This window comes from Rappaport israeli (assembly GCF_001888055.1).
GTDB lineage: Bacteria > Pseudomonadota > Gammaproteobacteria > Cardiobacteriales > Cardiobacteriaceae > Rappaport > Rappaport israeli.
In genome coordinates this window covers 104,816-128,567 of the sequence record NZ_LXHZ01000026.1, presented here as the reverse complement: position 1 = coordinate 128,567, position 23,752 = coordinate 104,816, and the positions used below count along the sequence as shown (strand labels likewise).

The following is a 23,752-nucleotide window of genomic DNA, read 5'->3' as shown; positions in this document are numbered from 1 at the left end:
ACCACCTCACAAACCGCAAAAACACAAAGTGCGCATTGTAACCCAAAACCCTCCAGCCCGCATATTGTCAACTTTGCCAAAATCCATTACCCTCAACCTCTTCCAATCACCTTATAACAATCATCATGCTCAACTGGACAACCCTACTCTCCAATCACCGCATCGGACAAGCCGCCACCGCCGAACCCTCCGTCCGCTCTGACTACCAACGCGACTACGACCGCCTTATTTTTAGCGCCGCATTTCGACGCCTTAAAGACAAAACCCAAGTTTTCCCCCTAGAAAAAAACGACCACGCGCGCACCCGTCTTACTCACTCCCTCGAAGTCTCCTGCGTTGGCCGTAGTCTTGGCAGCAGCATTGGGCAAACGCTTCTACAAAAATACCCAGAACTCTGCCAACAAAATATCACCCCATCTGATATAGGCGACATCGTCGCCGCTGCCAGCCTTGCTCACGACCTCGGCAACCCGCCTTTTGGACATCTTGGCGAACAAGCCATGCGCGACTACTTCCGCCATCCCGACCAACAACCCCTTCTAAAAACGCTCACCACAGCACAAAAAAAAGATCTTTACAACATCGAAGGCAACGCGCAAGGGTTTCGCATCTGCAACCGCCTAGAAAGCCCCGACACCCATGGCGGACTCCGCCTAACCGCCGCCACCCTAGCCAGTGCCAGCAAATACCCCACCAGCGCCTATGCTCAACATCAACACTACAACAAAAACGGCGTCTACCAAGACGACCTACAAGATTTTAGCGAAATTTTTCAAGCCGTTGGCATCCCTCAAAAAGCCTCACAACGCTGGAGTCGCCACCCCCTTTCCTACCTCACCGAAGCTGCTGATGACATCTGTTATCTCATCGTCGACCTAGAAGATGCCTACCAAATCGGACAAATCCCCTACCAAGATGCCCACGACCATTTAGCAACCCTAGCCGACACCCTCATTGACCCCAAACGCCTCAACGAACTCAACAGCAAAAGCGACCGCCTCAGCTATCTTCGCGCCAAAGCCATCGGACGTCTAGTTCATGAAGTCATTGACGCCTTTTGGGACAACGAAAGCGCCCTATTAAACACCACCAACCCCCGCCCCCCTGCTACAACAAATCCCTAGCGCCAACACACTCAAAACCATCCGCAACTATTCAAAAATTCATCTCTATCAAGCACGCCCCGTTTTAGAAATTCAAATAGCAGGGCATCGCGTCTTAAACGGACTGCTACACATCTTTTGCACCAGCATCGCCCACAGCCACCATCAAACCACCGACCGCTACCAACAAATAATCTTAACCCTTCTTCCCAGTCGCTACCGTCGCCCCAACCAAACCCTCTACCAACAACTTTTAAGCATCTGCGACTACATCAGTGGCATGACCGACAGCTACGCCGTCTCCCTTTACAAAAAACTAACGGGCATCTCCCTTCCCGTCCCCTAAATCGCCCAACCCATGCGCAAAATCATCCACATCGATATGGACGCCTTTTATGCCGCCATCGAACAACGCGACCATCCCCAATATCGCAATCATCCGCTAATTGTCGGCGGTGCGCCCAATACTCGTAGCGTTGTCGCCGCCGCCAGCTACGAAGCCAGAGCCTACGGCATCCACTCCGCCATGCCCAGCCACCAAGCGCATAAACTTTGCCCCCACGCCATTTTTATCCCCCCGCGCATCGCCTACTACAAAACCATCAGCCAGCAAATCCGCCAATTCTTTTATCCAATCACCCCTCTCATCGAACCACTCTCCCTAGATGAAGCCTATTTAGATGTTACCCACTACAGCCAAACCCACCATATCAGCGCCACCCAAATTGCCCGACAGCTCCTTGAAAAAATCTATCAAACCACCCAGCTCACCGCCTCCGCTGGCGTTTCCTACAATAAAATGCTAGCTAAAATTGCCTGTGAACAAAATAAACCCAACGGATTAACCATTCTCACCCCTAAAAAAGCGCAACCCTTTTTAGACCAACTACCCATTGAACAATTTCCTGGCATTGGACAAGCCACCGCAAAAATCCTCCATCGCTTAGAAATTCACAACGGCATTCACCTACGCCAAGCCAATCCACATAATTTACAACAACACCTTGGCAAACGTGCCCTCCAACTCCAACAAAACGCGCATGGACACGACCCACGCCCCGTCCTTTCTCACAGAACCCATCAAAGCATTGGACGCGAACAAACCCTAAGCTACAACCTTACAGAACCCCACCGCCTCTACCAACTTCTCATCCAACAAAATCAACAAGCCCACAACGACCTCATCACCCACAACCTCCAAGCCCGCACCCTCACCCTAAAAATCAAATACGCTGATTTTCAGCAAATCACCCGTAGCAAAACCCTCACCACCCCATTCATCCACCCAACAGACGCCCACCACTGGATAAAAATCCTCCTAGCACCCCTACTCATCTCCCCACTCAAACCCATCCGCCTCATCGGCATTAGCTACAGCACCCTAAACGCACCCAACCTCCAACCCCAACTCCCCCTCTTTCCTTCTTAAACCCTATATCCCAAGCAACAAACTAACGCTTTAAAATGCCCTACATCCTCATCCCCACACTTCACAATAAAAAAATCCCCCACCATAATTATCTGGCGGGGGAATAACTCAACAATAGCGCTTTATATTAACCGCACTAATACAACCGGCGAACGCGAATAGTCCCTTCCACGCGCTCTATCTGCGCAAGCGCCACATCCGAATCACTCACCGCCACATCGGTAATCAAATACCCGATATTCTCCTGCGTTATCAAACTTTGCGCTGTGATATTAATAGCGTGTTGCGCAAATAACGTATTAACCGCAGACAACACCCCGGGTTGATTATGATGCACATGTAAAATACGGTGCGTGTCTTGTTGTTTAGTCATTGTAATTTCAGGAAAATTTACCGCGCCCGTCGTTGTTCCATTTTGCAAGAAACGAACTAATTTATCCGCCACCTCTATCCCAATATTAGCTTGCGCCTCCACTGTCGAGCCGCCAATATGAGGGGTTAAAATAACATTGTCTAATCCGCGCAACGAACACTCAAGCGCCTCATCATTACGCTTTGGCTCATCAGGAAACACATCTAAAGCACAACCGCCCAAATGTTTTTCACGCAACGCCTTATCGAGCGCCTCAATATCTACACAATGTCCGCGTGCGGCATTAATCAACAGCGCACCTTGTTTCATCTTTTGCAACTGCGCCTGAGCAATCATATTATATGTTGAACTTAATTGTGGCACATGCAAACTCACCACGTCCGCACGGCTAAGCAAATCATCCAAATCACGAGCAGGCTCAGCATTGCCCAGTGGCAATTTAGGCAACACATCATGATAAATCACCCGCATTCCCAATCCCTCTGCCAATACCGACAACTGCGTCCCAATATTTCCATACCCCACAATCCCTAACACCTTCCCACGCGCCTCATACGCCCCAAGTGCTGTTTTTGGCCAAGTTCCCGTATGCACCTTATGATTTTTATCTGTAAGCCCCCTAAGCAAACAAATAATCTCCGCCAATACCAACTCCGCCACCGAACGCGTATTTGAATAAGGCGCATTAAATACAGGAATCCCCAGCGCCTGCGCCTTATCCACTGCCACTTGATTAGTCCCAATACAAAAACAACCAATCGCCTGCAAATGTTTTACCTGCGCCAACACCGCCTGAGATAATTGCGTACGCGAACGAATCCCCACCACATCCGCACGCGCTAATGCAGCCTGTAAATCCTCCCCTTCCAACGCCTGCGTTACTGATTCAACCTGCTCAAAACCATATTGTTTAAAAAGCGCTGCCGCATTCTCATGTATTCCCTCCAAAAGCAATATCCGCATCTCTTGTCTATCCATACTTATATCCTCAATTCACTCTTAATCCTTTTAAAACTCAACCACGCTAAAAATATTTAAATTTGCGAGCTCTGCATTGTGTGCCATAACTTTTTAGGATGATTTATTCACAACAAAAGTCGCCATACGTCCAGAACGCCCCCCATCACGGCGAAAAGAAAAAAACCGCCTATCTGCAAAAGTACAAATCCCACAATCCGCTATCGCCTCAGCACGCACTCCACAACCCAATAACTGCCAACGAGCCATCCCTGCTAAATCTGCCAAATAATGCCCCGCACGGTTACTAATAAAAAATCTAGAATAATCCGCATTTAACGTTAAAAACCGCTGATAAAAACGCTCATCAACCTCATAATGATGCTGACGAATACAAGGCGCAATCCAAGCAAACAGCGCCTTAACCTCACAAGCCAAACGAGCTACCGTTTTAGGGATAATCTCTTGCACCAGCCCCTGCCAACCCGCATGAATAACCGCCATATGCTGACCCGTTTCATCAGCCAATACAATTGGCACACAATCAGCAGTTAGCACCAAAGGAAAATACCCCCTCCCCCCAATTGCCGCATCTGCACGTGCACCTTCTACATACTCATCCGCTTCCACCACCACATCACTATGATATTGACTCAACCACATTGGCTTTGCTTTACAACCAAGCGCCTGCAAGAATCGCCGACGATTATCCTCTACTCGGCTTATCTCATCTTCCACATGCACTGCTAAATTAAACCCTTCAAGCGCCATTATTGCAGGCGTTATCGTCGTTCCCGCCACCAGCTTATCCGCCAAAGCCCAATTTGCAGAAATCCATAATGAAGCATTTTTATCTATTGTCACCCTAATCTCCTTGCCACACCCTAAAAATTTTGCACCACAAAACCCCAGCTCCTCAAAAAGATAAAACACTTGCAAAAAAAACCAAGCTCACTATAATGCCCAGCTGTTCGGGGTGTAGCGCAGCCTGGTAGCGCACTTGCATGGGGTGCAAGGGGTCGCAGGTTCAAATCCTGTCTCCCCGACCATTTTTCTCTTCTTTCTTCCCCTAACATTTAAGCCAAGCGCTCAATGGCGTTATCAGCCAAAGCCAGCAATGCCTCCTTATACGCATTATCAGCAAATACTGCCAATACCTCGCGCGCCTGCGCACACATCTTACGCGCCACCTCTAGCGAATAAGCCACAGCATCTGTTTTCGCAAGCAACGCCACCACTTCCGCAATAGCCTCACGCTCCCCAGCGCGAATAATCTCACGCAAACGCGTCGCATCTTCTTCTTGTAAGCGCTCAAGCGCACGAATCAACGGCAAAGTTGGCTTACCTTCTGCCAAATCATCACCCAAAGCCTTACCAATACGCGCCTCATCCCCATGATAATCTAATAAATCATCGATAATTTGAAACGCCATGCCCAAACAACGCCCATATTGACGCAATGCATCAATCTTTTGTTTTTCAACACCTGCTAAAATCCCCGCGCACTCACAAGCTGCTGAAAATAATACCGCCGTTTTTAACTCAATCACACGAAAATAACGCGCTTCATCCACCTCAGGATTATGCAAATTACTCAACTGCATCACCTCTCCTGAGGCAATCAAATTAGTTGCCTGCGACATTACCGCCAAGACCCTCATCTCCCCCAGTGAAACCATCAACTCAAACGCGCGCGTATATAAAAAATCCCCAACCAACACACTAGCCGCATTGCCAAAAGCGATATTGGCTGAATCTTTCCCCCTACGCATTTTTGACTCATCCACCACATCATCATGCAACAACGTTGCATTATGAATAAACTCAATCAAAGCCGCTAAAGTAATTGCCCGCTCATTTTGATATGCACACAACCCCGCACTTAACAGCGTCAACATCGGACGAAAGCGCTTGCCACCATTATTAATCGCATAAGACATCACCATTTGAGCCAAAGGCACTTCTGAAGTCATTTGAGCCTGCATTAAACGCTCAGTCGCTTGTAACTGTTCATCAATTAACATTTGAATTGAAGTAGAAGACATGGGCTAAACCATCATAGAAATAAAGTGCCGTATTGTAACCGATTCAAACGCAATTTGCGCCTTATCGCGATAAATCTACCCCCTTTCCCTAGGACGGCTAAATACATATAGCTAAAAAATCCACGCAAATAAAACCATTTAAATTAACGTGCTTTATTTTTGTAAATAGCAAGACTTACGATAATCAAGATACGCTATGCCAAATAAATCCCATATTTAAATAATGCGCTATCTTTAATATTGATGTTACAACACATCAAATTAGAAATCAGATGCAAGAATACAACGTAAACCGACATCCTAATCCTTTGACATAACAAGGGATTATAAAATCACGCGATAGACATTAAAGCTATAAATCTACGGATTCGTTGTGCTGTAACTATAACAAATTAGATTATTTTGATATCGCCATGCTTAATTTCAATCAAAAAGCAGTTATTTTAAAAGAATATTTTTCCACTTAAACCAGACTGCTCAATTACAGAATGAGAAAGTGCAACAAAAGCTAAGCTAAACACCCTAGTTATAGCGCAACAAGAAGTTCGTTCCACGCCCACATCGATTGCGCTAGCATTTAATGCTAGCGTTTTTGGGGCTATCTAGCCTATTAGAGATATTTTGGGCATAAAAAAAGCTGCATCATTGCAGCTTAATTTAACATTCACTTAAATTGGCTCCCCGAGACGGGCTCGAACCGCCGACCCAGTGATTAACAGTCACTTGCTCTACCGACTGAGCTATCGGGGAACTGCCTTAAGTGAGCGCGCATTGTATGCTTATCTACTAATCTCGTCAAGCTTACAAACAAAATATTTTCAATTATTTTTACAACTAACTAATCTGTTTGTATTTTTTTAGGAACGCTTCTAGTTTTTTAAGCGCGGTTTCCAAATCATTTTTATGGGGCAATGTCACCACACGGAAATGGTCAGGCTCAGGCCAATTAAATGCTCGTCCATGCACCAATAAAATATGCTTTTCACGTAATAAATCCATCACAAAGCGCTCATCATCACTGATATTAAAGCGCTTCGTATCAATTTTAACAAAGTTATAGATTGCACCCATGGGCTTAATCAACGATAGCCCTTCAATGTTTTTAATCATGTGATAGGCTAAATCACGTTGCTCACGCAATCTCCCACCTTTAGCAGTTAAATCATAAATACTTTGATAACCGCCCAATGCTGTTTGAATGGCATATTGCGCAGGGACATTGGCACATAGTCGCATTGAAGACAAAATATTTAGTCCATCAATATAGCTTGTTGCCATTTCTTTATTGCCTGATAAAAATAACCATCCCGCACGAAATCCTGCCGCGCGATAGTTTTTTGATAAGCCGTTAAAAGTAACGCACAATGTTTGGCTAACTAGCGTTGCAGTGGGGATATGGATTGCGTCTTCATACAAAATTTTGTCATAAATTTCATCGCTATAAATAATCATGCCGTGTTCTTCTGCCAGCAAAACCAATTCTTTTAATACTGCCCGACTATAGACCGCACCTGTTGGATTATTGGGATTAATTAATACAATTGCCTTAGTGCGCGGTGTGATTTTAGCGCGAATATCGTCCACATCAGGATTCCAAGCATTGCTTTCATCACAATAATAATGCACCGCAACGCCTCCACTTAAATTCACCGCTGCCGTCCACAATGGATAATCAGGCATGGGAACTAACACCTCATCCCCATTATCAAGCAAGGCGTTCATTGTCATAATAATTAGCTCAGAAACGCCGTTGCCAATATAAATATCCTCAACGCCTACCCCTTGCACGCCTAAACGTTGCGTTTCGTGCATAATCGCTTTTCTAGCGGCAAACACGCCTTTAGACTCACTATAGCCTTGTGCATTTAATAAATTAGCGATTAAATCCTCGCGCATCTCATCAGGCGCATCAAAGCCAAATGCTGCTGGATTGCCGATATTAAGCTTTAACACCTTATGCCCTAAGCGTTCTAATCTTAGCGCTTCAGTGAGTACAGGCCCACGAATATCGTAGCAAACATTCTCAAGCTTATTTGATTTTTCTATTTTTTTCATAGCGTTATAGTTTTACCTATCTATTGTGTCTCAAAGCGAGAATTATAACGCACAATCGCGCACAACCATGCATTTACCATACTTTTTATTATAGGCTAGCACATCTCTTAAATTGAGATAAAAATATGGGATAAATGCAAATGCTATAGTAAAAATATGGAATAAAGTTACTGCATTATAGAAAAAATTAAATCATATTGAGTTCAATTTTAGCGCGCATGCTCATCATATCCATTCGCCAAGGGGGTCCCACATCATTTCAACTTCACAACGCTCCACCCCATCGACTTTCTCGATTGCATCACGCACCCAATCTGGCATAACACCAGCAACAGGACATCCTGGTGCCGTGAGTGTCATTTTAATCAACGCCTCACCTGTTTTTTGTCGTACAAAATATCGTAAATCAATCCAAGTTCATAGATATCTACTGGAATTTCAGGATCATATACTGTTTTTAGCGCGCTAATCATATCGCGCTCAATCGGCGAAAGTGTGGGGTCATGCACATCTTTTTGAAACGGCACTTCATCTATTTCCATCTCAATTCTCCTTAATCAAAGCTTATCTCACGTCAAAAAATGTTTTACAGCAACTCACTTAGCGCCAGCATATCTTTTGTATCAAGTTATTCAGTTTGCGCTATCTCTTGTTGTTTAATGGCTGCATCTAGCGTATGCCAAGCCAGCGTTGCACATTTTACCCGCGACGGATACTCGCGCACCCCTGCCAACACAGCCAATTTTCCCATATTGTCTGAAACTTCTTCATCGCTGGTAACCACATGATGAAATGCCTCATACAACTGCGCAAATTCAGCCAATGTTTTACCTTTTGCCATCTCCGTCATCAACGATGCCGACGCTTTAGAAATTGCACATCCTTCGCCGATAAAGTTTAATTGCGTAATCACCTCATTCTCTAGCACAGCAAAAATCTTCAAACTGTCTCCACATAAAGGATTATGTCCCCGCGCGGTGTGGGTCGGGGCGTCTAACGCGCCAAAATTACGTGGTTTTTTGCTATGGTCTAAAATAACCTCTTGATACAGCGATTTTAAATGATTCATATCAGCCTCTCTCATTCAACTCTCTTAAGCAAACAACGCCTGCGCTTCTTTTACCGCCTGCACCAATTGTGATACATCTTTCTCATTATTATAAGCGGCAAAACTTGCCCGCACTGTTGCAGGCACCTGAAAAATCGCATCACTGGCTCAGCGCAATGATGCCCCACTCGCACCGCCACACCACAATCATCTAAGATTGTCCCCACATCATGAGGATGAATCCCCTCTAGCGTAAACGACACCACCGCCGCCCGCGCTTTAGCCTCGCCAATCAAGCGCACCCCATCAAGCGCTTGCAATTGCATTCGTGCGCTTTCTGCTAAGGTTTGTTCATGGCGCGCAATAGCATCAAGCCCAAGCGCCTGCACCCAATCTAGCGCCGCGCCCAAGCCAATCACCTCAACAATAGGAGGCGTACCTGCCTCAAATTTCGTAGGCGGTGGTGCGTATTCAGTATGTTCAAAACTCACACTTAAAATCATATCCCCGCCACCTTGATAAACGGGCATATCCTGCAATAACGCATAGCGACCATACAGCACCCCCACCCCCGTCGGGCCATATATTTTATGCCCTGAAAACACATAAAAATCACAATCCAACGCCTGCACATCCACCGCCATATGCGCCACCGCCTGCGCCCCATCAACCACTGTCAGCACCCCTTTTTCCCTTGCACGAGTCACCAACGTTTGCACCTCATTAATCGTCCCCAATGCATTAGAAACATGCGCTAATGCAAAAATCTTCACCCCATCTAAAAGTGCTTCCAAATCCTCCACCAGCAACTCCCCACGCGCATTCATCGGCAACACACACAATTGCGCCTGATAACGCTCACACACCATTTGCCATGGCACAATATTGGCATGATGCTCCATCGCGGTAATCAAAATCTTATCCCCAGCCTGAATCCGCCATTGCGCCAAACTAGAAGCTAACAAATTAATCGCCTCTGTAGTTGATTTGGTAAATATAATTTCCTCTGCACGCTCAGCATTAACAAAGCGCGCCACCTGCGCCCGAACCCCCTCATAGGCAAGCGTTAATTGTTGAGATAAATAATGCACCCCACGATGAATATTACTGTAATCCTCCTGCATACAGCGCACCATCGCCTCCACCACCGCGCGGGGCTTTTGCATACTCGCCGCACTATCCAAATACGCCAACCGTCGCCCGTGCACCAAACGCTGTAAAATTGGAAAATCCTCTTTAACCTCTAACATCTAACCCTCGCGCTCCAACCAAAAATCGCTAATCGCCTCATGCAACTGCGCCTCTAATTCCTCATGCGTAACCACCACCGCCTCATGTAAAAAGCTCAAAATCAAAATTCGACGCGCCTCAGCCTCAGTAATCCCCCGACTTTGCAAATAAAACAGCGCATCAGGGTCAACATATCCCACCGTTGAACCATGCGCACACTGCACATCATCTGCATAAATTTCCAAACGTGGCACACTATGCGATTTTGCCTGCTCAGAAAGCAAAATATAGCGACTGTCTTGCTTAGCATCTGTTTGTTGCGCGCCCTCTGCAACATAAATCAGCCCATCAAAAATCCCCAGAGCCTCCTCATCTAACACCCCACGCACCGCCTGCACACTCTCACAAGCCAACGCCCGATGATTAACCCGCACATGGAAATCCCCCACCTCATTACCCTGCAAACACTGCACCCCACCAAAAGCAAACTGCGCCGCATCACCCAACAAATCCGCCACCACATCCACACGCAACAACGCCCCCCCCTCTGCTACCGCGGATAACCGCAACGCACTATTTGCCTCTTGTTGAGAATAAATACTTGCCAACTGCAACGATTGCGCCCCCCCAGCCAACCAAAACACCCCATCGACACACGCCCCAGCGCCAACATCCAACTGCACCACAGGCAACTGACCCCCATTCGCCCCACAATGAAAATCCAACCAAAACCCCACCTTGCCCCAGCGCCAACCTCCAACTGCACACGCGAAAACTGCAACGAACGTTGCAACTGGTTAATATTAATCCCCACCAGCTCCTCACACACACAACCCTCAGGCACACGAATAACTAGCGCATCCTCCAGCAAAGCAATATTCAACGCCGCAAAAGGCAAATCCTTAACCGCCAACAGCGCTTGTGCCCATTTAGGTGCAAAAAGAAAATCCTCCGCCACCGCCTCAGGCAAACTAAACTGATAATCCGTCGCCTCAAAACGCCAATCCTTACCGCGCAACACCGCAAGCGGCGTCCAACGCCACGCCTCCACACGATTTAACGCCCCATAGCCCTGCCAATACGCCCAAGCCTGCTGTGCAAACGCATGCGTAGCCAAATTTGCCTCTAATGTATTTAATACCGCTTGCGTCATAATCAACCCCGCGATGCGCCCGCATCATCTTGAAAATCTTGATAGCCCCGCGCCTCAAGCGACAACGCCAACGACTTATCGCCACTCTCTACAATCTTGCCATCAACCAACACATGCACAAAATCAGGCTCAATATAATTAAGCAAACGCTGATAATGCGTAATTAATAAAAAACTCCGTTGTGCATTACGCAAAGCATTCACCCCTTCAGAAATCACCCGAAGCGCATCAATATCCAACCCAGAATCCGTCTCATCCAATACCGCCAGCGTTGGCTCCAACACCGCCATCTGCAAAATCTCATTGCGCTTTTTCTCCCCCCCTGAAAACCCCACATTCACCGCACGGCTTAAAAAAGTATCCTTCATCTTCACCGTCTTCATCCGCTCTTGCACCTTCTCATAAAACTCCAGCGCATCGATTTCCTCTAACCCCTGAAAACGACGCTTAGCATTTAACGCTGCCTTAAGAAAATACATATTACTCACCCCAGGAATCTCCACAGGATACTGAAACGCCAAAAAAACCCCTGCACAAGCGCGCTCATCTGGCTCCATAGCAAGCAAATCTTGTCCCTGATAGAGAATTGACCCCTCAGTGACCTCATAGCCCTCTCGCCCAGCAATCACATTAGCAAGCGTAGATTTCCCCGAACCATTAGGGCCCATAATCGCATGCACCTCACCTGCACCGATTTGCAAATTCAAACCATTTAAAATTTTCTTATTTTTTTCTTCAATACGCACATGCAAATTTTCAATCTTTAGCATAATCTTTACTCTTAAAATATTGGATATTAGACAAATTAAACTCTAGCCCACACTGCCTTCTAATTTCAGCTCAATCAAACGTTGCGCCTCCACAGCAAATTCCATTGGCAACTCCTGAAACACATCCTTACAAAACCCATTAACAATCAAACTCACCGCATCTTCTTCTGATAACCCACGTTGCAGACAATAAAACATCTGGTCTTCACCAATTTTTGCCGTTGTCGCCTCATGCTCAACCTGCGCTGTAGGGTTTTGCGTCATCAAATAAGGAAACGTATGCGCGCCACACTCACTACCAATTAACAACGAATCGCATTGTGAAAAATTACGCGCTCCCTCTGCACTAGGCAAAATACGCACCAACCCACGATAAGCATTTTGCGCATGCCCCAAAGAAATCCCTTTAGAAATAATCGTTGATTTAGTATTTTTGCCGATATGAATCATCTTCGAACCCGTATCTGCCTGCTGATAATCACGCGCCAACGCCACGGAATAAAATTCCCCCACCGAATCATCCCCTCGCAAAATACAACTTGGATACTTCCAAGTAATGGCAGAGCCTGTTTCCACCTGAGTCCAAGAAATTTTTGCACGATTCCCAGCGCAAATACCGCGCTTTGTTACAAAGTTATAAATCCCCCACACCTTCTTTATCCCCTGGATACCAATTTTGCACCGTCGAATATTTCACCTGCGCATCCTCAAGCGCCACAATCTCCACCACCGCCGCATGCAATTGATTTTCAGGACGTTTAGGCGCTGTACAACCTTCTAGATAACTCACATACGCCCCCTTATCCGCCACAATCAACGTCCGCTCAAACTGCCCCGTATTCGCCGCATTAATGCGAAAATACGTCGACAACTCCATCGGACAACGCACCCCTTCAGGATATAACAAAACGACCCATCCGTAAAAACCGCCGCATTTAATGCCGCAAAAAAGTTATCACGCGAAGACACCACAGTCCCCAAATATTTTTTCACCAATTCAGGATGCTCCTGCACCGCCTCAGAAAACGAACAAAAGACAATCCCCTCTTTAGCCAAACGGTCTTTAAAACTCGTCGCCACAGACACCGAATCAAACACCGCATCCACCGCCACACCTGCCAAAATCTCGCGCTCTTGCAAAGGAATCCCCAACTTCTCATAGGTACGCAACAACTCAGGGTCAACCTCATCCAAACTCTTTGGCGCATCGCCTTTTGTTTTTGGCGCGGAATAATAAGAAATCGCCTGATAATCCAAAGGTGCAATCTGCAAATGCCCCCAATCAGGCTCCTCCATCTTCAGCCAACCCTCATAAGCTTTCAGGCGAAAATCCAACAACCACTGCGGTTCATTTTTAATCTTAGAAATATGACGAATCACCGACTCATCCAAACCAGGCGGCAACGTCTCCTGCTCAATTTGCGTTTCAAAGCCATATTGATATTCAGTTTGCGCAATCTCACGCAACGCCTTATTACTCTCATCACTCATTTTCATTGCTCTCATTAATGGATAAACGCACCAAAGCGCGCTGATTAATATATTGCATATCTGCTAAAGTTCTTGACTCCAAAATCGCCTGAATATCCGCATTAAGCTGTCGCCAAAACGGACTAATCTGACAATGCGCTACCAGCTCACATCTACGCGAATGCCCCAAACAATCCACCAACTCAGGCACACCCTCCATCGCCTGCACCACCGCCAACGCTGTTACCGTCTCAGGCGCTTGAATGAGCTGATAGCCGCCATACGCCCCACGCGTTGATGTTAAAATTTGGTGCTTGACCAAACGCTTTAACACCTTACCCGTCATCGGTAACGCAATGCCTGTTTGTTGGGACAGTGTTGTTGCACTCTTTGCCTGCTCAGGCGTTTCTAACAGCGCACTAAGCAACAAAAAAGCATACTCACCCTCTTTGGTTAATCGTAACATCGTGAACTTGGAAAATACTCAGATGAAATGGAACCAAAATCGTACTTTATAAACCGCTCAGTTTCAAGCGGTTTAATCCTTTTTTTAAATATTAAAGGCGCAAACGTTTAATAATACTTAACAACTGAGAGTCATTCTCATTTTCATGGTAATACACCTGCTCATAAACCATTGCCAAGCGACGCAATACCAACGCTTTTTCTGATTCAAATTCAGGAGCAATTCGACGCAAAAACACCGCCACACTTTCATTTACATTTTTTTCATAGCCTTGTTTTGCCAAACGCGCTAATAATTTTTTTAACGCCTGCTGAGCTAAAGACAATCCAGCCAAACGTCGTTTTTGCCAACTCCGCCACAAAAGCCAACCCACAAGCCCCAACACACAACCGCCAATAAATAACCCCTTTATCCAACCAAATAACGCCAACTTCTGCCACCAATCACGTTGCTTTTCATCATCTAAATCAATCACCCAGTCTTGCCAGAGAGCTTGCGAATAAGCAAAAGCATTGCGCGCCCAAGCCAGCGCCTGCAAACGCTCAGCAATACGCGAACTCAGCGCTCTTGTATCCCCACCTGCGGTAAGCGACTCAGAAGATAACCACGCCTGCTCAATTCTCGAAGGAGCTACTGCCGCGGTTGGGTCAACACGCACCCAGCCACGCTCCTCATACCAAATCTCCACCCACGCATGCGCATATTCTTGGCGCACCAGCCAATCGCCATTTAAAGGATTAAACTCCCCACCTTGATACCCCACCACCACACGGGACGGCACCCCAATACTACGTGCTGCCTGCGCTAAAGCATTGGCGTAATGCTCACAAAATCCCACACGCTCCTTAGCAAATAAAAAATTCTCCACATCCCCAGCCCCTGGCAAAGGCACAAGCGAATAATAAAAGTCCTCCTCCTGCAAATAGCGCAAAAATCCAGCAACAAACCCCTCCGTCGACCCCCCATTCTCTTCCCGTATCTGCTGAGCTAATGCGCGCGTCTTTGGAATATCGTGAGGCAATTGCAATGCCATTGCACGCTCTCTATCTGACAACCCACCCAGTGTATAATCAAGCGCTGAACGTATTTGAAAACGACGTGTTTTAGTCTGCTCAGGCAAGCGCAACTGCATCGCCCGCCCCATCTGCGCCACACGCGGACGCCCAACTGGCACATCCAGCGCCAGCAACCAATTTAAATCCTCACTCACCGCCGTCCATTCATAATCCACCATCGCCTTAGAGGCATAATTGACCTCCGCCTGCTGGTGAAAATCCCCCTGCCACTGCTTCCAATTTAATCCATCAAACAACCACAACACAGGCCCACGCCAATAAAGCTTATCGCCACTTGGCACTTGAGCATCTGCAAAGCGCACCCGAAACGCCACCTCATTAGATTGCGCCAATTGTCCAATATCGCCCATACTCATTTCTTCAGGCAAACCTGTTACCGCCGTATTATCCAAACGCGGCACAGCCCACAGTGGATCTAGGCGTGGAAAAATAAAAAACAAGCCAATGGCAAATGGCAACGCCATAACAACAACTGCGCACAAGTTTTAAGCCCCACCCCAAAAACCGCCTCTCCAAAGCGACATTCCACCAGCCACAAAGCCCATAAATTTATCGCCACAACACAAAGCACATAAACAAGCATCCCTATTGATTGCGAATACATAAATCCCGCCATCAATAAAGCCATCGCCAACAAAAACAACACCTGCACATCGCGATGATTGCGCGCCTCCAAAAATTTTGCCACCGCCATCGCCGCCAACAACATCAAAAAACCCTGCATCCACCCCTGAGTCATCCCCTGCCACACCAACCCAGCTCCAGCCAACAACACATAGCCCAACAACACCAACAAACGCCCACGCCCTGCCTTAAAGCGCAACTGCCACAACCGCAGCGCCAACACCAACAGCGCACCGCCTGTAAACCCCCATGGCAACACCCCCCACAATGGCACCATCGCCAACACCAAACCCACAGCCAACGCCCGCCAATGCGCAAAACGCAACGACTCATCCATTCCAGCTACCGCCCAACGACCCTCATTCATCCTTATTCTCCGCAAACCTTCAAGCCTCAAACAACGCCAACGCCTGCAAACACGCCTGCTGGTGTGCAACTCCAGAGCCTTGCGCAATCACCTTATTAGGCAAATAAAGCGCATACGCCAACCCCAACTCCTGCGCCTGCAACACCCAGCGCGTCAACTGCGACAACCGCCCCTCAACATCCCCTTGTATCTTGGCATAATCTAGCGTCAAACCTTCCTCCGCCTGCCCCTCAAACTGCTTTAACAACAGATCCCCTCGCCCTACCAACTTCCACGCTACCTTTGACAACGCATCGCCTGCCACATAAGCGCGCAAACCCGAAAAATCCTCCTCTCCAGCCACTGCTGCCGTCCGCACCCCTTCCCCTATTGGCGATAGACTAGGCAACGGCAACGCTCCATCAGGACGCGGATACACCAACACCCGCCCCTCAAGCCATAGCCACTGCCAACAAATAAACATTCCAAACGGCAACGTGGTTGATAAGCGCAAATCCCCCACCTCCTGCCAACCCCGCGCATGAGTGGGTTGCTCAACTACAATAGTTTGAGCATTATTTGCCAAAACCCCAGAGACCTGCTCTTGCCCCCAAATATGCGCCAAGACAAACGCGCCACGCGCACGCCCCTCCTGCTCAGACACCACCACCTCAAATCGCGCCATCTCTCCTAAAAATACCGCCTCTCCCCCACGCACTCGCACCTTCAATCCCGCCAATTGAAAAACCGTAACCCCTGCGCTTAACATCGCGACAATCGTTAGCAAAAACGTCAAAAAATAACCCAAATTAAGGCGATAATTAATCGACCATACAAACATCACCAACAACACCGCCAACAACGCCATCCCAAAACGCGTTGGCACCACAGGCATCCCTCTAGCCCTTGCCAACACCCGCTCTGCCCGTCGCCCCTCACGCACCGCCCGTTTCATCCATCGACTGTGCGCCCACGCAACAACTGCCTTAAACATCGCCTCTCCTTACACCGCCACCTTTTTCAACATCTCCTGCGCCATTGCTTGAGAATCCCCCTGCCCTCGCGCTTGCAAGCGATGCCCCGCCACCGCCACAAACACCCTTTGCACATGCTCAGGCAATACCGCCTGCGTGCCTTGTAAAAACGCCACCGCCTTAGCCGCTGACACCAACGCCAACCCCGCACGTGTAGACATCCCATGGATAAACGCCCCCGACTCACGCGAATACGCCAACAATCGCTGCACATACTGCGCCACCGCCTGCGACACATGCACCTTGGCCACCAACTTCTGCAATGCCAACACATCTTCTGACGAAAGCACCGCCTGCAAATGCGGCAACCGCACCTCACGCGGATTACCTTGCAAAATCGCCACCTCTTGCTTAGCCGACGGATAACCCAACGACAAGCGCATCATAAAGCGGTCTAACTGCGACTCAGGCAAATGAAACGTCCCCACCTGCTCCACAGGATTTTGCGTTGCGATTACAAAAAATGGACGCGGCAACTCATAGCGCATCCGCTCCACCGTCACCTGCTGCTCCTCCATCGCCTCCAAAAGCGCCGACTGACTTTTTGGCGAAGCGCGATTAATCTCATCAGCCAACAACAACTGCGTAAACACCGCCCCCTTATGAAACACCAACGTCTGATTATTGAGCGTTGAAAACCCAATCACATCAGAAGGCAACAAATCCGCCGTAAATTGCACCCGCGCAAACTCCAGCCCCACAGTCGAAGCGAACGTCTTAGCCAACGTCGTCTTCCCAGCTCCAGGCAAATCCTCCAGCAAAACATGCCCCCGCGCTAACAAACACGCCATCGTTAAAAAACCCCCTCCTCCTTATCCATCACCACCGCATTAATCTGCGCAAAAGCGCGCTTTAACCTCATGTTTAAATCCGCCATTCTCACCCTCCTAAATTATCCAATAGCGCAGGTGCATAATCGCTTGCCAACATATCCACCCCCAACGGCAAAATCCTGCGCCAGTTGCGCATCATTAACCGTCCACGTCCCTACAATCAGCCCATGCGCCTTTGCTTGTTGCACATACACCGCATCAACCACACGATAATTCACATCCACCCCAGTAAAACCCATCGCCTGCGCTTGCGCAAACATCCCCTGCGTGCGCGCCTCCTGCTCATCTAAAATCCACAACAGTTGCACCTCAGGCAAGCGCTCCCCCACCGCTTGCAACAAGCGCTCATTAAAACTCATCACCCACAAATCAATATCCGAACGCGCCTGAGCCAACACCGCAATCACCGCCTCCAGTTGCACCACCTCAGGCTTAATTTCCACCTGAATAGACTTCCCAGACGCATCGCCGCCAAAACCGCCTCAAGCGTTGGCATCCGCTCGCCAGCAAACCGCTCTGCCTTAAACGCCCCAACATCCACCGTTGCCAACTGCGCATAATCCGATTCTGCAATCACAAAATCCTTATCACCGCACCGCCCAGTCGTCTCATCATGATGCACCACCACCACCCCATCCGCGCTCACCTGCACATCACACTCCACCCCATCCACATCATGCGCCCACGCCATCCTAAACGCCGCCAACGTATTTTCAGGCGCAACCGCCGAAACCCCTCTATGCGCAATCCACTTCATCTCTTCTCCTTAGATATTTTCAAAAAAACAGCATCCACCGCCTCATCAGGCAATAATAATTCATATGCCAACACCACCACTCGCGCCTGCAAATTAACAGCCCACCCCGATAATTTCACCGCATCCTTTTCCGTAACCACAATATAGCCATCAGGGGCAAAATCCGCCACTGATTCAGGCAACATCGCATGGTCAGGCAAAAAGCGAAACGCCCCCACCGACAACCCCAACGCCTGCAAACGCGCCAAAAAACGCTCAGGACGCGCAATCGCCGTCAACGCCTGCAAACGCACCCCCATAAAATCAGCCAACGGCAAATACTCTTGCGCATTTAAAAACCGCATCCCCGCACAACGCTCCACCAACTCATACACAGGCACGCCAGCAGGCATCTTAACCCCCACCGCCCCCCACACCATGCACACAAACCCCATCGACCAAAGCCAAACGCCCCACCCCTTCACGCAACGCCCCCGCAGGCAACAAAAAACCATTCCCCACCCCCAAATCACGCGCCATCGCCACCCACTCCACATCCCGCGCCAACGCATAATGTTGCAACCCATCATCACACACCACCAACTGCACCTCTGGATAGCGCACCAACAACTCAGCCACCGCCAACGCACGACGTCGCCCCACAAACACAGGCACCCCACATCCACGCTTCATCAACAACGCCTCATCGCCAACCACCCCCACATCACTATCCAAGCGCACCTCCACCACCGCACGATTTTCCCCTCCATACCCCCCGACTGACCACCCCAACCGCCACCCCACGCACACTCAAAGCACGCACCAAAGCCATCACCAAAGGCGTTTTACCATTGCCCCCCACCGACACATTACCCACCACCATCACCAAACAAGGCGCGCGATACACCGCAAACACCCCACAAGAATACAGCCAACGCCTTAACCTCACCCCCAGCGCAAACACCCACGCCAACGGCAACAACGCATAACTCAACGCCATCCGCCGCCGCCAAAAACGCGGGATATCACTCATTCTCCATCCCTCTTATCTCGACGAAACGCCGCCTCCTCACCGCTACGCAAACGGCGGATATTATCGCGATGACGAAACACCAACATCCCCACCATCAACAAAATCATCATAGGCATCAAACGATTATCAATCATCACAAACGCCAACCAAGGCGCAACAAACGCCGCCACCAACGCCGCTAAAGACGACACCCGCGTCCATAAAAACACCCCCAACCAAACCGCCACCACCAAAAGCGCCAACAACCAATGCCAACCCAACAACACCCCAAGCGCCGTTGCCACTCCTTTTCCACCACGAAAGCCAAAAAACAGCGGAAATAAATGCCCCACAAAAGCAAACAACCCCGCCAGCAACCACACCAACGGCAACTCAGGCATCCACCAGCGCAGCACCACCACAGGCACCAACCCCTTCAACAAATCCCCCAATAACGTTAACAAAGCCGCCTTCTTGCCCCCCACCCGCATCACATTCGTTGCCCCTGGATTTCCCGAACCCTGCGTCCGTGGGTCGGGCAACCCAACGCGCGACAGACTAAATCGCCGCCGAAATCGACCCACACCCATAACCAACCACCGCCCCTAACACATAAAACAACTGTTGCATAGCTACCTCCTAATGCCATAATGCACTCTTTGTAAATAAGGAAACTCCCTCATGTCTATTGATACCGTTTTTATCTACGACCTCAAATTACAAACCCTCATTGGCGTATTGCCCTACGAACGCCTCAAAAAACAAACCCTATGGCTTGATATTGAATTAGAAAGCAACTTCAGCCAAGCCCAACAAAGCGACGACGTCCGCCACACCTTAAACTACGCTGCCATTGCAGATTTTATTATTGAATTTGCTGAACAGGCACAATATAAACTCCTCGAACGCTTCGCCCACGAACTCTGCCAAGCCTTGTTTGAATTTTGTAGCGCCAACGTTATTCATCTCACCCTACGCAAATCAGGCGCCATCGCACACACGCAAAATCTTGGCATCAAAATCACTCGCACCCGCCCCATTAGTCAACCTTCTTTTGAGCCCATGCCACCAACTGTGCACGCACAGCCGACACAGAGCGCGCCTCTTTTGCAAAACTCACAAAATACAACTGCCGACAATAAAGAATCGTAATACCATATTGATTAACCGCCACCATCTGTGGCGGCGTTAACTCAAGCACAACCCTCACCCCCATTTCTAGCAAATATTTTGCCAAATGTGGCGCATGCTCAGCATTCATATGCTCCATCATCATCGCCTCCTCCTCCAAAGTAAACGGCGAGGGCGCAAACATCTCTGAAAAATCAACCCATGCAATCCTGCCAAACCCCATAATCAAGCGACACCGCATCGGCGTAAAGCGATACAAATGAAAAAAATGCGCTAAATCATAGCGCTCAGAACGAGGAAAATGGCGAAAATATCGCGCCATAGCCTCCGAAAGCTCCGCCTCAGGCACACGTTGCGCCTCCCCCATACACGTTAACCGCCAACTGCGATTAACCGCCTCACCACGTTTTGAGGCGCGCAAAAATAACGTTACCCGCTTATCTTGCACAATATTTTTTGTATGCTCGGCAATCGTTGCCAAATAAAACAACGCCCGCCCCTGCCTATCCAAACAAAACGGCACAACAGAAACAAAAGGATATCCCGCCCACATTTCTCATCAGAAACCATCAACGTTGCAAGCTCCCCACTAAACTCCTGCAAATAAATCCTGCGCGCATCTTGTTGCGCCTGTTTTTGCGTGTAGCGCTGTTCTAATCTTTCGCTCATAATTGCTCCTTAATACCGCCCATCTTAACCCCACACATCACCGCATCATATCTATCCCTTATGCCGCGCTTTTAACACCTCCATAACCGCCTGCCAGCTTAGCTGCGCATCTTGCAACAACACCGTCAAGTGATACAACAAATCCGCCGCCTCCGCGCAAGTTTCTGCCTTATCGCCCACCGCAGCCGCCAAAGCTGTCTCCACGCCTTCCTCTCCAACCTTTTGCGCAATGCGCTTAGTGCCTTGCGCATACAAACTGGCGGTATAAGACGAGTTCGCTTCCGCCCCTTTACGAGAGGCAATCAGGCGCTCCAGCCCAGCAAAAAACACCCAATCAGGTTGCACCTCAAGCTCAGAAAAACAACTCACCGTCCCCGTATGACACGTCGGGCCCATAGGATTGGCGATAATCAACAACGCATCGCCATCACAATCCAAACTATAATCCACCACCTCAAGCACATTCCCTGATTGCTCCCCCTTCATCCACAGACGATTTTTAGAGCGCGAAAAAAACGTTACCCGCCCTGTTTGTTGTGTTGTCTTTAACGCCTGTTCATTCATATACCCTAGCATTAACACCTGCGCACTGCGCGCATCTTGCACCACCACAGGCAACAACCCCTGAATCTTCTCCCAATCTACCGCCGTAGAGATTATTTTTTGCGCCATATTAGCCCTCCTCCAACTCACGTATTGCCACACCTTCTTGTGCCAAATAATCCTTCAGCGCCTTAATCTCAATAAACTGCTTATGAAACACACTTGCCGCCAACGCACCATCCGCCCCTGTTGCAAAAGCTTGTAAAAAATGCACCATCTCTCCTGCACCGCCTGATGCAATCAACGGCACCGCACAATGCTCACGCACCAATGCCAGCTGAGTTAAATCATAGCCCTGACGCACCCCATCTTGATTCATCATATTCAACACAATCTCCCCAGCCCCACGGCATTGCACCTCCAGCACCCAATCCAACAACTGCCACTGCGTTTGCCGTGTTCGTTGCACATCGCCTGTATATTGATTCACCCAATACTGCCCCGAGCGCGCATCAAACCAACTATCAATTCCCACCACCACCGCCTGCACGCCAAAACGATTCGCCAACTGCGTAATCAATTCAGGATTAGCAAGCGCAGGCGAATTAATCGAAATCTTATCCGCACCAAAAGCAAACAACCGCTCAGCATCGGCAATAGAGGCAATCCCTCCCGCCACACAAAAAGGAACATCAATCACCTGCGCTACCTGCTCAACCCAGCGCTTATCCACCACCCGATTATCCGCCGAAGCGCTAATATCATAAAACACCAACTCATCCGCCCCAGCTTGTGCATAGCGCTGAGCAAGCGCCACAATATCCCCCACCACCTCATGATTGCGAAAGCGCACCCCTTTCACCACCTTACCCGCCTGCACATCTAGACAAGGAATGATGCGTTTTGCCAACATCTTATTGCTCCTTGTAAATCAAATTTACCCTCTAATAACGCGCGCCCTACAATAATTCCTGCCACCCCACTACCTTTTAGCGCCCAAATATCCTCAAGCCCCCCAATCCCACCAGAAGCCTGCACCGCCAATTGAGGATAGCGCGTACAAATCTTTTCATACAGCCCCACATTACTCCCACTGAGCGTGCCATCTTTGGCAATATCGGTGCACAACACATGCTTTAAACCCTCTGCCAAATATTGCTCAATCAAAGCAAATAGCGCCACCCCGCTATTGTCTTGCCAACCACTCAACGCCACAAAAGCCTCCCCCTTTGCATCAATATTGACATCCAATGCCAACACCAAGCGCTCCGCCCCATATTCCCCCAAGCCAACGTTGCACCCACTCAGGCTTTTTAACCGCCAAAGACCCAATCACCACTCGATTTGCCCCTGCCTGCAACAGCGCCTCCACCTCCGCCTGACTGCGAATTCCACCGCCTACCTGAATCGGCACATCCACCGCCTGCACAATCTGCTCAATCAACGCAATTTGACGCGCCTTAGGATTTTTTGCCCCCGTCAAATCCACCAAATGCAACTGCTTTGCCCCCCCAGCAACATAAGCAGAAAACTGCGCGATTGGGTCAAAATCATACGCCGTTGTTTTAGCGTAATCCCCTTGCCACAGACGCACCACCTGCCCATCGATTAAATCTAGCGCTGGAATAATCGGCGCCCCCTCCATCTCC

28 protein-coding genes, 2 tRNA genes and 3 pseudogenes are annotated in these 23,752 nt (G+C 48.8%); 5 read left to right on the top strand and 28 right to left on the bottom strand.

Features of this window, described 5'->3' with window-relative positions; genetic code table 11:
* The first annotated feature begins 125 nt into the window (after window positions 1-125).
* From dgt to dinB, 3 genes are read left to right on the top strand one after another with little or no spacing between them, the layout of a single operon-like run.
* Window positions 126-1,124, top strand: a complete 999-nt coding sequence (gene dgt, locus A5N84_RS08255; RefSeq protein WP_233120053.1) for a dGTP triphosphohydrolase — start codon at window positions 126-128, stop codon at window positions 1,122-1,124.
* Window positions 1,105-1,449 (top strand): hypothetical protein, encoded by a 345-nt coding sequence (locus A5N84_RS12145; protein ID WP_332882167.1) that lies wholly within the window; start codon window positions 1,105-1,107, stop codon window positions 1,447-1,449. The genes dgt and A5N84_RS12145 overlap by 20 nt, the downstream gene beginning before the upstream one ends.
* 12 nt (window positions 1,450-1,461) lie before the next feature.
* Window positions 1,462-2,532: a DNA polymerase IV gene (gene dinB, locus A5N84_RS08250; RefSeq protein WP_072281983.1), complete on the top strand. Its 1,071-nt coding sequence runs from the start codon at window positions 1,462-1,464 to the stop codon at window positions 2,530-2,532.
* A 136-nt stretch (window positions 2,533-2,668) separates the two neighbouring features.
* Here dinB and serA read toward each other — a convergent pair whose 3' ends face one another.
* Together serA and pgeF are read right to left on the bottom strand one after the other, a co-directional pair.
* A complete protein-coding gene (gene serA, locus A5N84_RS08245) occupies window positions 2,669-3,883 on the bottom strand; it encodes a phosphoglycerate dehydrogenase (RefSeq protein ID WP_072281982.1) in 1,215 nt (404 codons plus the stop codon).
* A 93-nt stretch (window positions 3,884-3,976) separates the two neighbouring features.
* Window positions 3,977-4,726: a peptidoglycan editing factor PgeF gene (pgeF, locus tag A5N84_RS08240; RefSeq protein ID WP_072281981.1), complete on the bottom strand. Its 750-nt coding sequence runs from the start codon at window positions 4,724-4,726 to the stop codon at window positions 3,977-3,979.
* Window positions 4,727-4,834: 108 nt separating this feature from the next.
* Here pgeF and A5N84_RS08235 point away from each other — a divergent pair.
* Window positions 4,835-4,911, top strand: a tRNA-Pro gene (locus A5N84_RS08235).
* Window positions 4,912-4,938: 27 nt separating this feature from the next.
* On the opposite strand, the gene A5N84_RS08230 is transcribed toward A5N84_RS08235, so the two are convergent.
* The 22 genes and pseudogenes from A5N84_RS08230 to plsY all read right to left on the bottom strand — a co-directional run bounded on the left by A5N84_RS08230 (window position 4,939) and on the right by plsY (window position 20,350).
* On the bottom strand, window positions 4,939-5,907 hold the full coding sequence (locus A5N84_RS08230; RefSeq protein WP_072281980.1) for a polyprenyl synthetase family protein: 969 nt from the start codon (window positions 5,905-5,907) through the stop codon (window positions 4,939-4,941).
* A gap of 674 nt (window positions 5,908-6,581) precedes the next feature.
* Window positions 6,582-6,657 (bottom strand) — tRNA-Asn (locus tag A5N84_RS08225).
* Between the two features lie 84 nt (window positions 6,658-6,741).
* On the bottom strand, window positions 6,742-7,962 hold the full coding sequence (locus tag A5N84_RS08220) for a pyridoxal phosphate-dependent aminotransferase (RefSeq protein WP_072281979.1): 1,221 nt from the start codon (window positions 7,960-7,962) through the stop codon (window positions 6,742-6,744).
* A 225-nt stretch (window positions 7,963-8,187) separates the two neighbouring features.
* On the bottom strand, window positions 8,188-8,322 hold the full coding sequence (locus tag A5N84_RS12935) for an iron-sulfur cluster assembly protein (RefSeq protein WP_269844334.1): 135 nt from the start codon (window positions 8,320-8,322) through the stop codon (window positions 8,188-8,190).
* A gap of 5 nt (window positions 8,323-8,327) precedes the next feature.
* Window positions 8,328-8,504, bottom strand: a complete 177-nt coding sequence (locus A5N84_RS12930; protein ID WP_269844333.1) for an iron-sulfur cluster assembly protein — start codon at window positions 8,502-8,504, stop codon at window positions 8,328-8,330.
* Window positions 8,505-8,590: 86 nt separating this feature from the next.
* Window positions 8,591-9,031 carry a Fe-S cluster assembly sulfur transfer protein SufU gene (gene sufU / locus A5N84_RS08210; RefSeq protein ID WP_072282015.1) on the bottom strand — a complete coding sequence of 147 codons (441 nt, stop codon included), beginning with the start codon at window positions 9,029-9,031 and terminating at the stop codon, window positions 8,591-8,593.
* Window positions 9,032-9,081: 50 nt separating this feature from the next.
* Window positions 9,082-10,260: an aminotransferase class V-fold PLP-dependent enzyme gene (locus tag A5N84_RS08205; RefSeq protein WP_408633850.1), complete on the bottom strand. Its 1,179-nt coding sequence runs from the start codon at window positions 10,258-10,260 to the stop codon at window positions 9,082-9,084.
* Complete coding sequence (locus tag A5N84_RS12140) at window positions 10,261-10,884, bottom strand: SufD family Fe-S cluster assembly protein (RefSeq protein WP_456300053.1); 624 nt, start codon at window positions 10,882-10,884, stop codon at window positions 10,261-10,263.
* Window positions 10,791-11,393: a hypothetical protein gene (locus tag A5N84_RS13665; RefSeq protein ID WP_456300051.1), complete on the bottom strand. Its 603-nt coding sequence runs from the start codon at window positions 11,391-11,393 to the stop codon at window positions 10,791-10,793. The genes A5N84_RS12140 and A5N84_RS13665 overlap by 94 nt, the downstream gene beginning before the upstream one ends.
* A gap of 2 nt (window positions 11,394-11,395) precedes the next feature.
* Window positions 11,396-12,163 (bottom strand): Fe-S cluster assembly ATPase SufC, encoded by a 768-nt coding sequence (gene sufC / locus A5N84_RS08195; protein ID WP_072281978.1) that lies wholly within the window; start codon window positions 12,161-12,163, stop codon window positions 11,396-11,398.
* 42 nt (window positions 12,164-12,205) lie between these two features.
* A pseudogene (sufB, locus tag A5N84_RS13545) lies at window positions 12,206-13,654 on the bottom strand (Fe-S cluster assembly protein SufB).
* Window positions 13,647-14,099, bottom strand: a complete 453-nt coding sequence (locus tag A5N84_RS08185) for an SUF system Fe-S cluster assembly regulator (RefSeq protein WP_072281977.1) — start codon at window positions 14,097-14,099, stop codon at window positions 13,647-13,649. Before A5N84_RS08185 ends, sufB begins: the two are co-directional and overlap by 8 nt.
* A 91-nt stretch (window positions 14,100-14,190) precedes the next feature.
* On the bottom strand, window positions 14,191-15,132 hold the full coding sequence (locus tag A5N84_RS13540; RefSeq protein ID WP_233120068.1) for a transglutaminase-like domain-containing protein: 942 nt from the start codon (window positions 15,130-15,132) through the stop codon (window positions 14,191-14,193).
* A gap of 93 nt (window positions 15,133-15,225) precedes the next feature.
* Window positions 15,226-16,076 (bottom strand): annotated as a pseudogene (locus tag A5N84_RS13535) (DUF3488 domain-containing protein); the annotation flags it as partial.
* Window positions 16,077-16,185: 109 nt separating this feature from the next.
* Window positions 16,186-17,139, bottom strand: a complete 954-nt coding sequence (locus A5N84_RS08170) for a DUF58 domain-containing protein (RefSeq protein WP_072281974.1) — start codon at window positions 17,137-17,139, stop codon at window positions 16,186-16,188.
* Between the two features lie 9 nt (window positions 17,140-17,148).
* A complete protein-coding gene (locus tag A5N84_RS08165) occupies window positions 17,149-17,970 on the bottom strand; it encodes an AAA family ATPase (RefSeq protein WP_233120050.1) in 822 nt (273 codons plus the stop codon).
* Between the two features lie 101 nt (window positions 17,971-18,071).
* Entirely contained in the window at window positions 18,072-18,455 is a 384-nt protein-coding gene (locus A5N84_RS12910; RefSeq protein WP_158008687.1) for a glycerophosphodiester phosphodiesterase, read from the bottom strand.
* Complete coding sequence (locus A5N84_RS12905) at window positions 18,416-18,769, bottom strand: glycerophosphodiester phosphodiesterase (protein WP_072281972.1); 354 nt, start codon at window positions 18,767-18,769, stop codon at window positions 18,416-18,418. Before A5N84_RS12905 ends, A5N84_RS12910 begins: the two co-directional genes overlap by 40 nt.
* Window positions 18,766-19,233 (bottom strand): tetraacyldisaccharide 4'-kinase, encoded by a 468-nt coding sequence (locus A5N84_RS10060; RefSeq protein WP_158008686.1) that lies wholly within the window; start codon window positions 19,231-19,233, stop codon window positions 18,766-18,768. Before A5N84_RS10060 ends, A5N84_RS12905 begins: the two co-directional genes overlap by 4 nt.
* A complete protein-coding gene (locus A5N84_RS08145) occupies window positions 19,163-19,540 on the bottom strand; it encodes a tetraacyldisaccharide 4'-kinase (protein ID WP_158008685.1) in 378 nt (125 codons plus the stop codon). The genes A5N84_RS10060 and A5N84_RS08145 overlap by 71 nt, the downstream gene beginning before the upstream one ends.
* Window positions 19,476-19,781: a tetraacyldisaccharide 4'-kinase gene (locus A5N84_RS08140; RefSeq protein WP_072281969.1), complete on the bottom strand. Its 306-nt coding sequence runs from the start codon at window positions 19,779-19,781 to the stop codon at window positions 19,476-19,478. Before A5N84_RS08140 ends, A5N84_RS08145 begins: the two co-directional genes overlap by 65 nt.
* Entirely contained in the window at window positions 19,778-20,350 is a 573-nt protein-coding gene (plsY, locus tag A5N84_RS08135) for a glycerol-3-phosphate 1-O-acyltransferase PlsY (protein WP_233120049.1), read from the bottom strand. Before plsY ends, A5N84_RS08140 begins: the two co-directional genes overlap by 4 nt.
* 91 nt (window positions 20,351-20,441) lie before the next feature.
* Between plsY and A5N84_RS08130 the strand changes: the two genes are divergently transcribed.
* Window positions 20,442-20,912, top strand: coding sequence for a dihydroneopterin aldolase (locus A5N84_RS08130; RefSeq protein ID WP_072281968.1), 471 nt, complete (start codon window positions 20,442-20,444; stop codon window positions 20,910-20,912).
* Here the strand turns inward: A5N84_RS08130 and A5N84_RS08125 are convergent.
* The 4 genes and pseudogenes from A5N84_RS08125 to hisA all read right to left on the bottom strand — a co-directional run bounded on the left by A5N84_RS08125 (window position 20,800) and on the right by hisA (window position 23,748).
* On the bottom strand, window positions 20,800-21,444 hold the full coding sequence (locus A5N84_RS08125; protein WP_072281967.1) for a HugZ family pyridoxamine 5'-phosphate oxidase: 645 nt from the start codon (window positions 21,442-21,444) through the stop codon (window positions 20,800-20,802). The genes A5N84_RS08130 and A5N84_RS08125 overlap by 113 nt on opposite strands.
* 167 nt (window positions 21,445-21,611) lie before the next feature.
* The gene (hisIE, locus tag A5N84_RS08120; RefSeq protein WP_072281966.1) at window positions 21,612-22,232 is read right to left on the bottom strand and encodes a bifunctional phosphoribosyl-AMP cyclohydrolase/phosphoribosyl-ATP diphosphatase HisIE; all 621 of its coding nucleotides are present in this window, start codon (window positions 22,230-22,232) and stop codon (window positions 21,612-21,614) included.
* A gap of 1 nt (window position 22,233) precedes the next feature.
* Complete coding sequence (gene hisF / locus A5N84_RS08115; protein WP_072281965.1) at window positions 22,234-23,016, bottom strand: imidazole glycerol phosphate synthase subunit HisF; 783 nt, start codon at window positions 23,014-23,016, stop codon at window positions 22,234-22,236.
* Window positions 22,986-23,748: pseudogene (gene hisA, locus A5N84_RS13530) on the bottom strand (1-(5-phosphoribosyl)-5-[(5-phosphoribosylamino)methylideneamino]imidazole-4-carboxamide isomerase). Before hisA ends, hisF begins: the two are co-directional and overlap by 31 nt.
* Window positions 23,749-23,752 lie beyond the last annotated feature (4 nt).

Excerpts from the sequence above, each read along its gene's own strand:
- dgt (WP_233120053.1), top strand. The coding sequence starts at position 126 with ATGCTCAACTGGACAACCCTACTCTCCAATCACCGCATCGGACAAGCC.
- dinB (WP_072281983.1), top strand. The coding sequence starts at position 1,462 with ATGCGCAAAATCATCCACATCGATATGGACGCCTTTTATGCCGCCATC.
- serA (WP_072281982.1), bottom strand. The coding sequence starts at position 3,883 with ATGGATAGACAAGAGATGCGGATATTGCTTTTGGAGGGAATACATGAG.
- A5N84_RS08230 (WP_072281980.1), bottom strand. The coding sequence starts at position 5,907 with ATGTCTTCTACTTCAATTCAAATGTTAATTGATGAACAGTTACAAGCG.
- A5N84_RS08220 (WP_072281979.1), bottom strand. The coding sequence starts at position 7,962 with ATGAAAAAAATAGAAAAATCAAATAAGCTTGAGAATGTTTGCTACGAT.
- A5N84_RS12935 (WP_269844334.1), bottom strand. The coding sequence starts at position 8,322 with ATGACACTCACGGCACCAGGATGTCCTGTTGCTGGTGTTATGCCAGAT.
- A5N84_RS12930 (WP_269844333.1), bottom strand. The coding sequence starts at position 8,504 with ATGGAAATAGATGAAGTGCCGTTTCAAAAAGATGTGCATGACCCCACA.
- sufU (WP_072282015.1), bottom strand. The coding sequence starts at position 9,031 with ATGAATCATTTAAAATCGCTGTATCAAGAGGTTATTTTAGACCATAGC.
- A5N84_RS08205 (WP_408633850.1), bottom strand. The coding sequence starts at position 10,260 with ATGTTAGAGGTTAAAGAGGATTTTCCAATTTTACAGCGTTTGGTGCAC.
- A5N84_RS13665 (WP_456300051.1), bottom strand. The coding sequence starts at position 11,393 with ATGACGCAAGCGGTATTAAATACATTAGAGGCAAATTTGGCTACGCAT.
- sufC (WP_072281978.1), bottom strand. The coding sequence starts at position 12,163 with ATGCTAAAGATTGAAAATTTGCATGTGCGTATTGAAGAAAAAAATAAG.
- A5N84_RS08185 (WP_072281977.1), bottom strand. The coding sequence starts at position 14,099 with ATGTTACGATTAACCAAAGAGGGTGAGTATGCTTTTTTGTTGCTTAGT.
- A5N84_RS13540 (WP_233120068.1), bottom strand. The coding sequence starts at position 15,132 with ATGGCATTGCAATTGCCTCACGATATTCCAAAGACGCGCGCATTAGCT.
- A5N84_RS08170 (WP_072281974.1), bottom strand. The coding sequence starts at position 17,139 with ATGTTTAAGGCAGTTGTTGCGTGGGCGCACAGTCGATGGATGAAACGG.
- A5N84_RS08165 (WP_233120050.1), bottom strand. The coding sequence starts at position 17,970 with ATGGCGTGTTTGTTAGCGCGGGGGCATGTTTTGCTGGAGGATTTGCCT.
- A5N84_RS12905 (WP_072281972.1), bottom strand. The coding sequence starts at position 18,769 with ATGAAGTGGATTGCGCATAGAGGGGTTTCGGCGGTTGCGCCTGAAAAT.
- A5N84_RS08140 (WP_072281969.1), bottom strand. The coding sequence starts at position 19,781 with ATGAGTGATATCCCGCGTTTTTGGCGGCGGCGGATGGCGTTGAGTTAT.
- plsY (WP_233120049.1), bottom strand. The coding sequence starts at position 20,350 with ATGGGTGTGGGTCGATTTCGGCGGCGATTTAGTCTGTCGCGCGTTGGG.
- A5N84_RS08130 (WP_072281968.1), top strand. The coding sequence starts at position 20,442 with ATGTCTATTGATACCGTTTTTATCTACGACCTCAAATTACAAACCCTC.
- A5N84_RS08125 (WP_072281967.1), bottom strand. The coding sequence starts at position 21,444 with ATGTGGGCGGGATATCCTTTTGTTTCTGTTGTGCCGTTTTGTTTGGAT.
- hisIE (WP_072281966.1), bottom strand. The coding sequence starts at position 22,232 with ATGGCGCAAAAAATAATCTCTACGGCGGTAGATTGGGAGAAGATTCAG.
- hisF (WP_072281965.1), bottom strand. The coding sequence starts at position 23,016 with ATGTTGGCAAAACGCATCATTCCTTGTCTAGATGTGCAGGCGGGTAAG.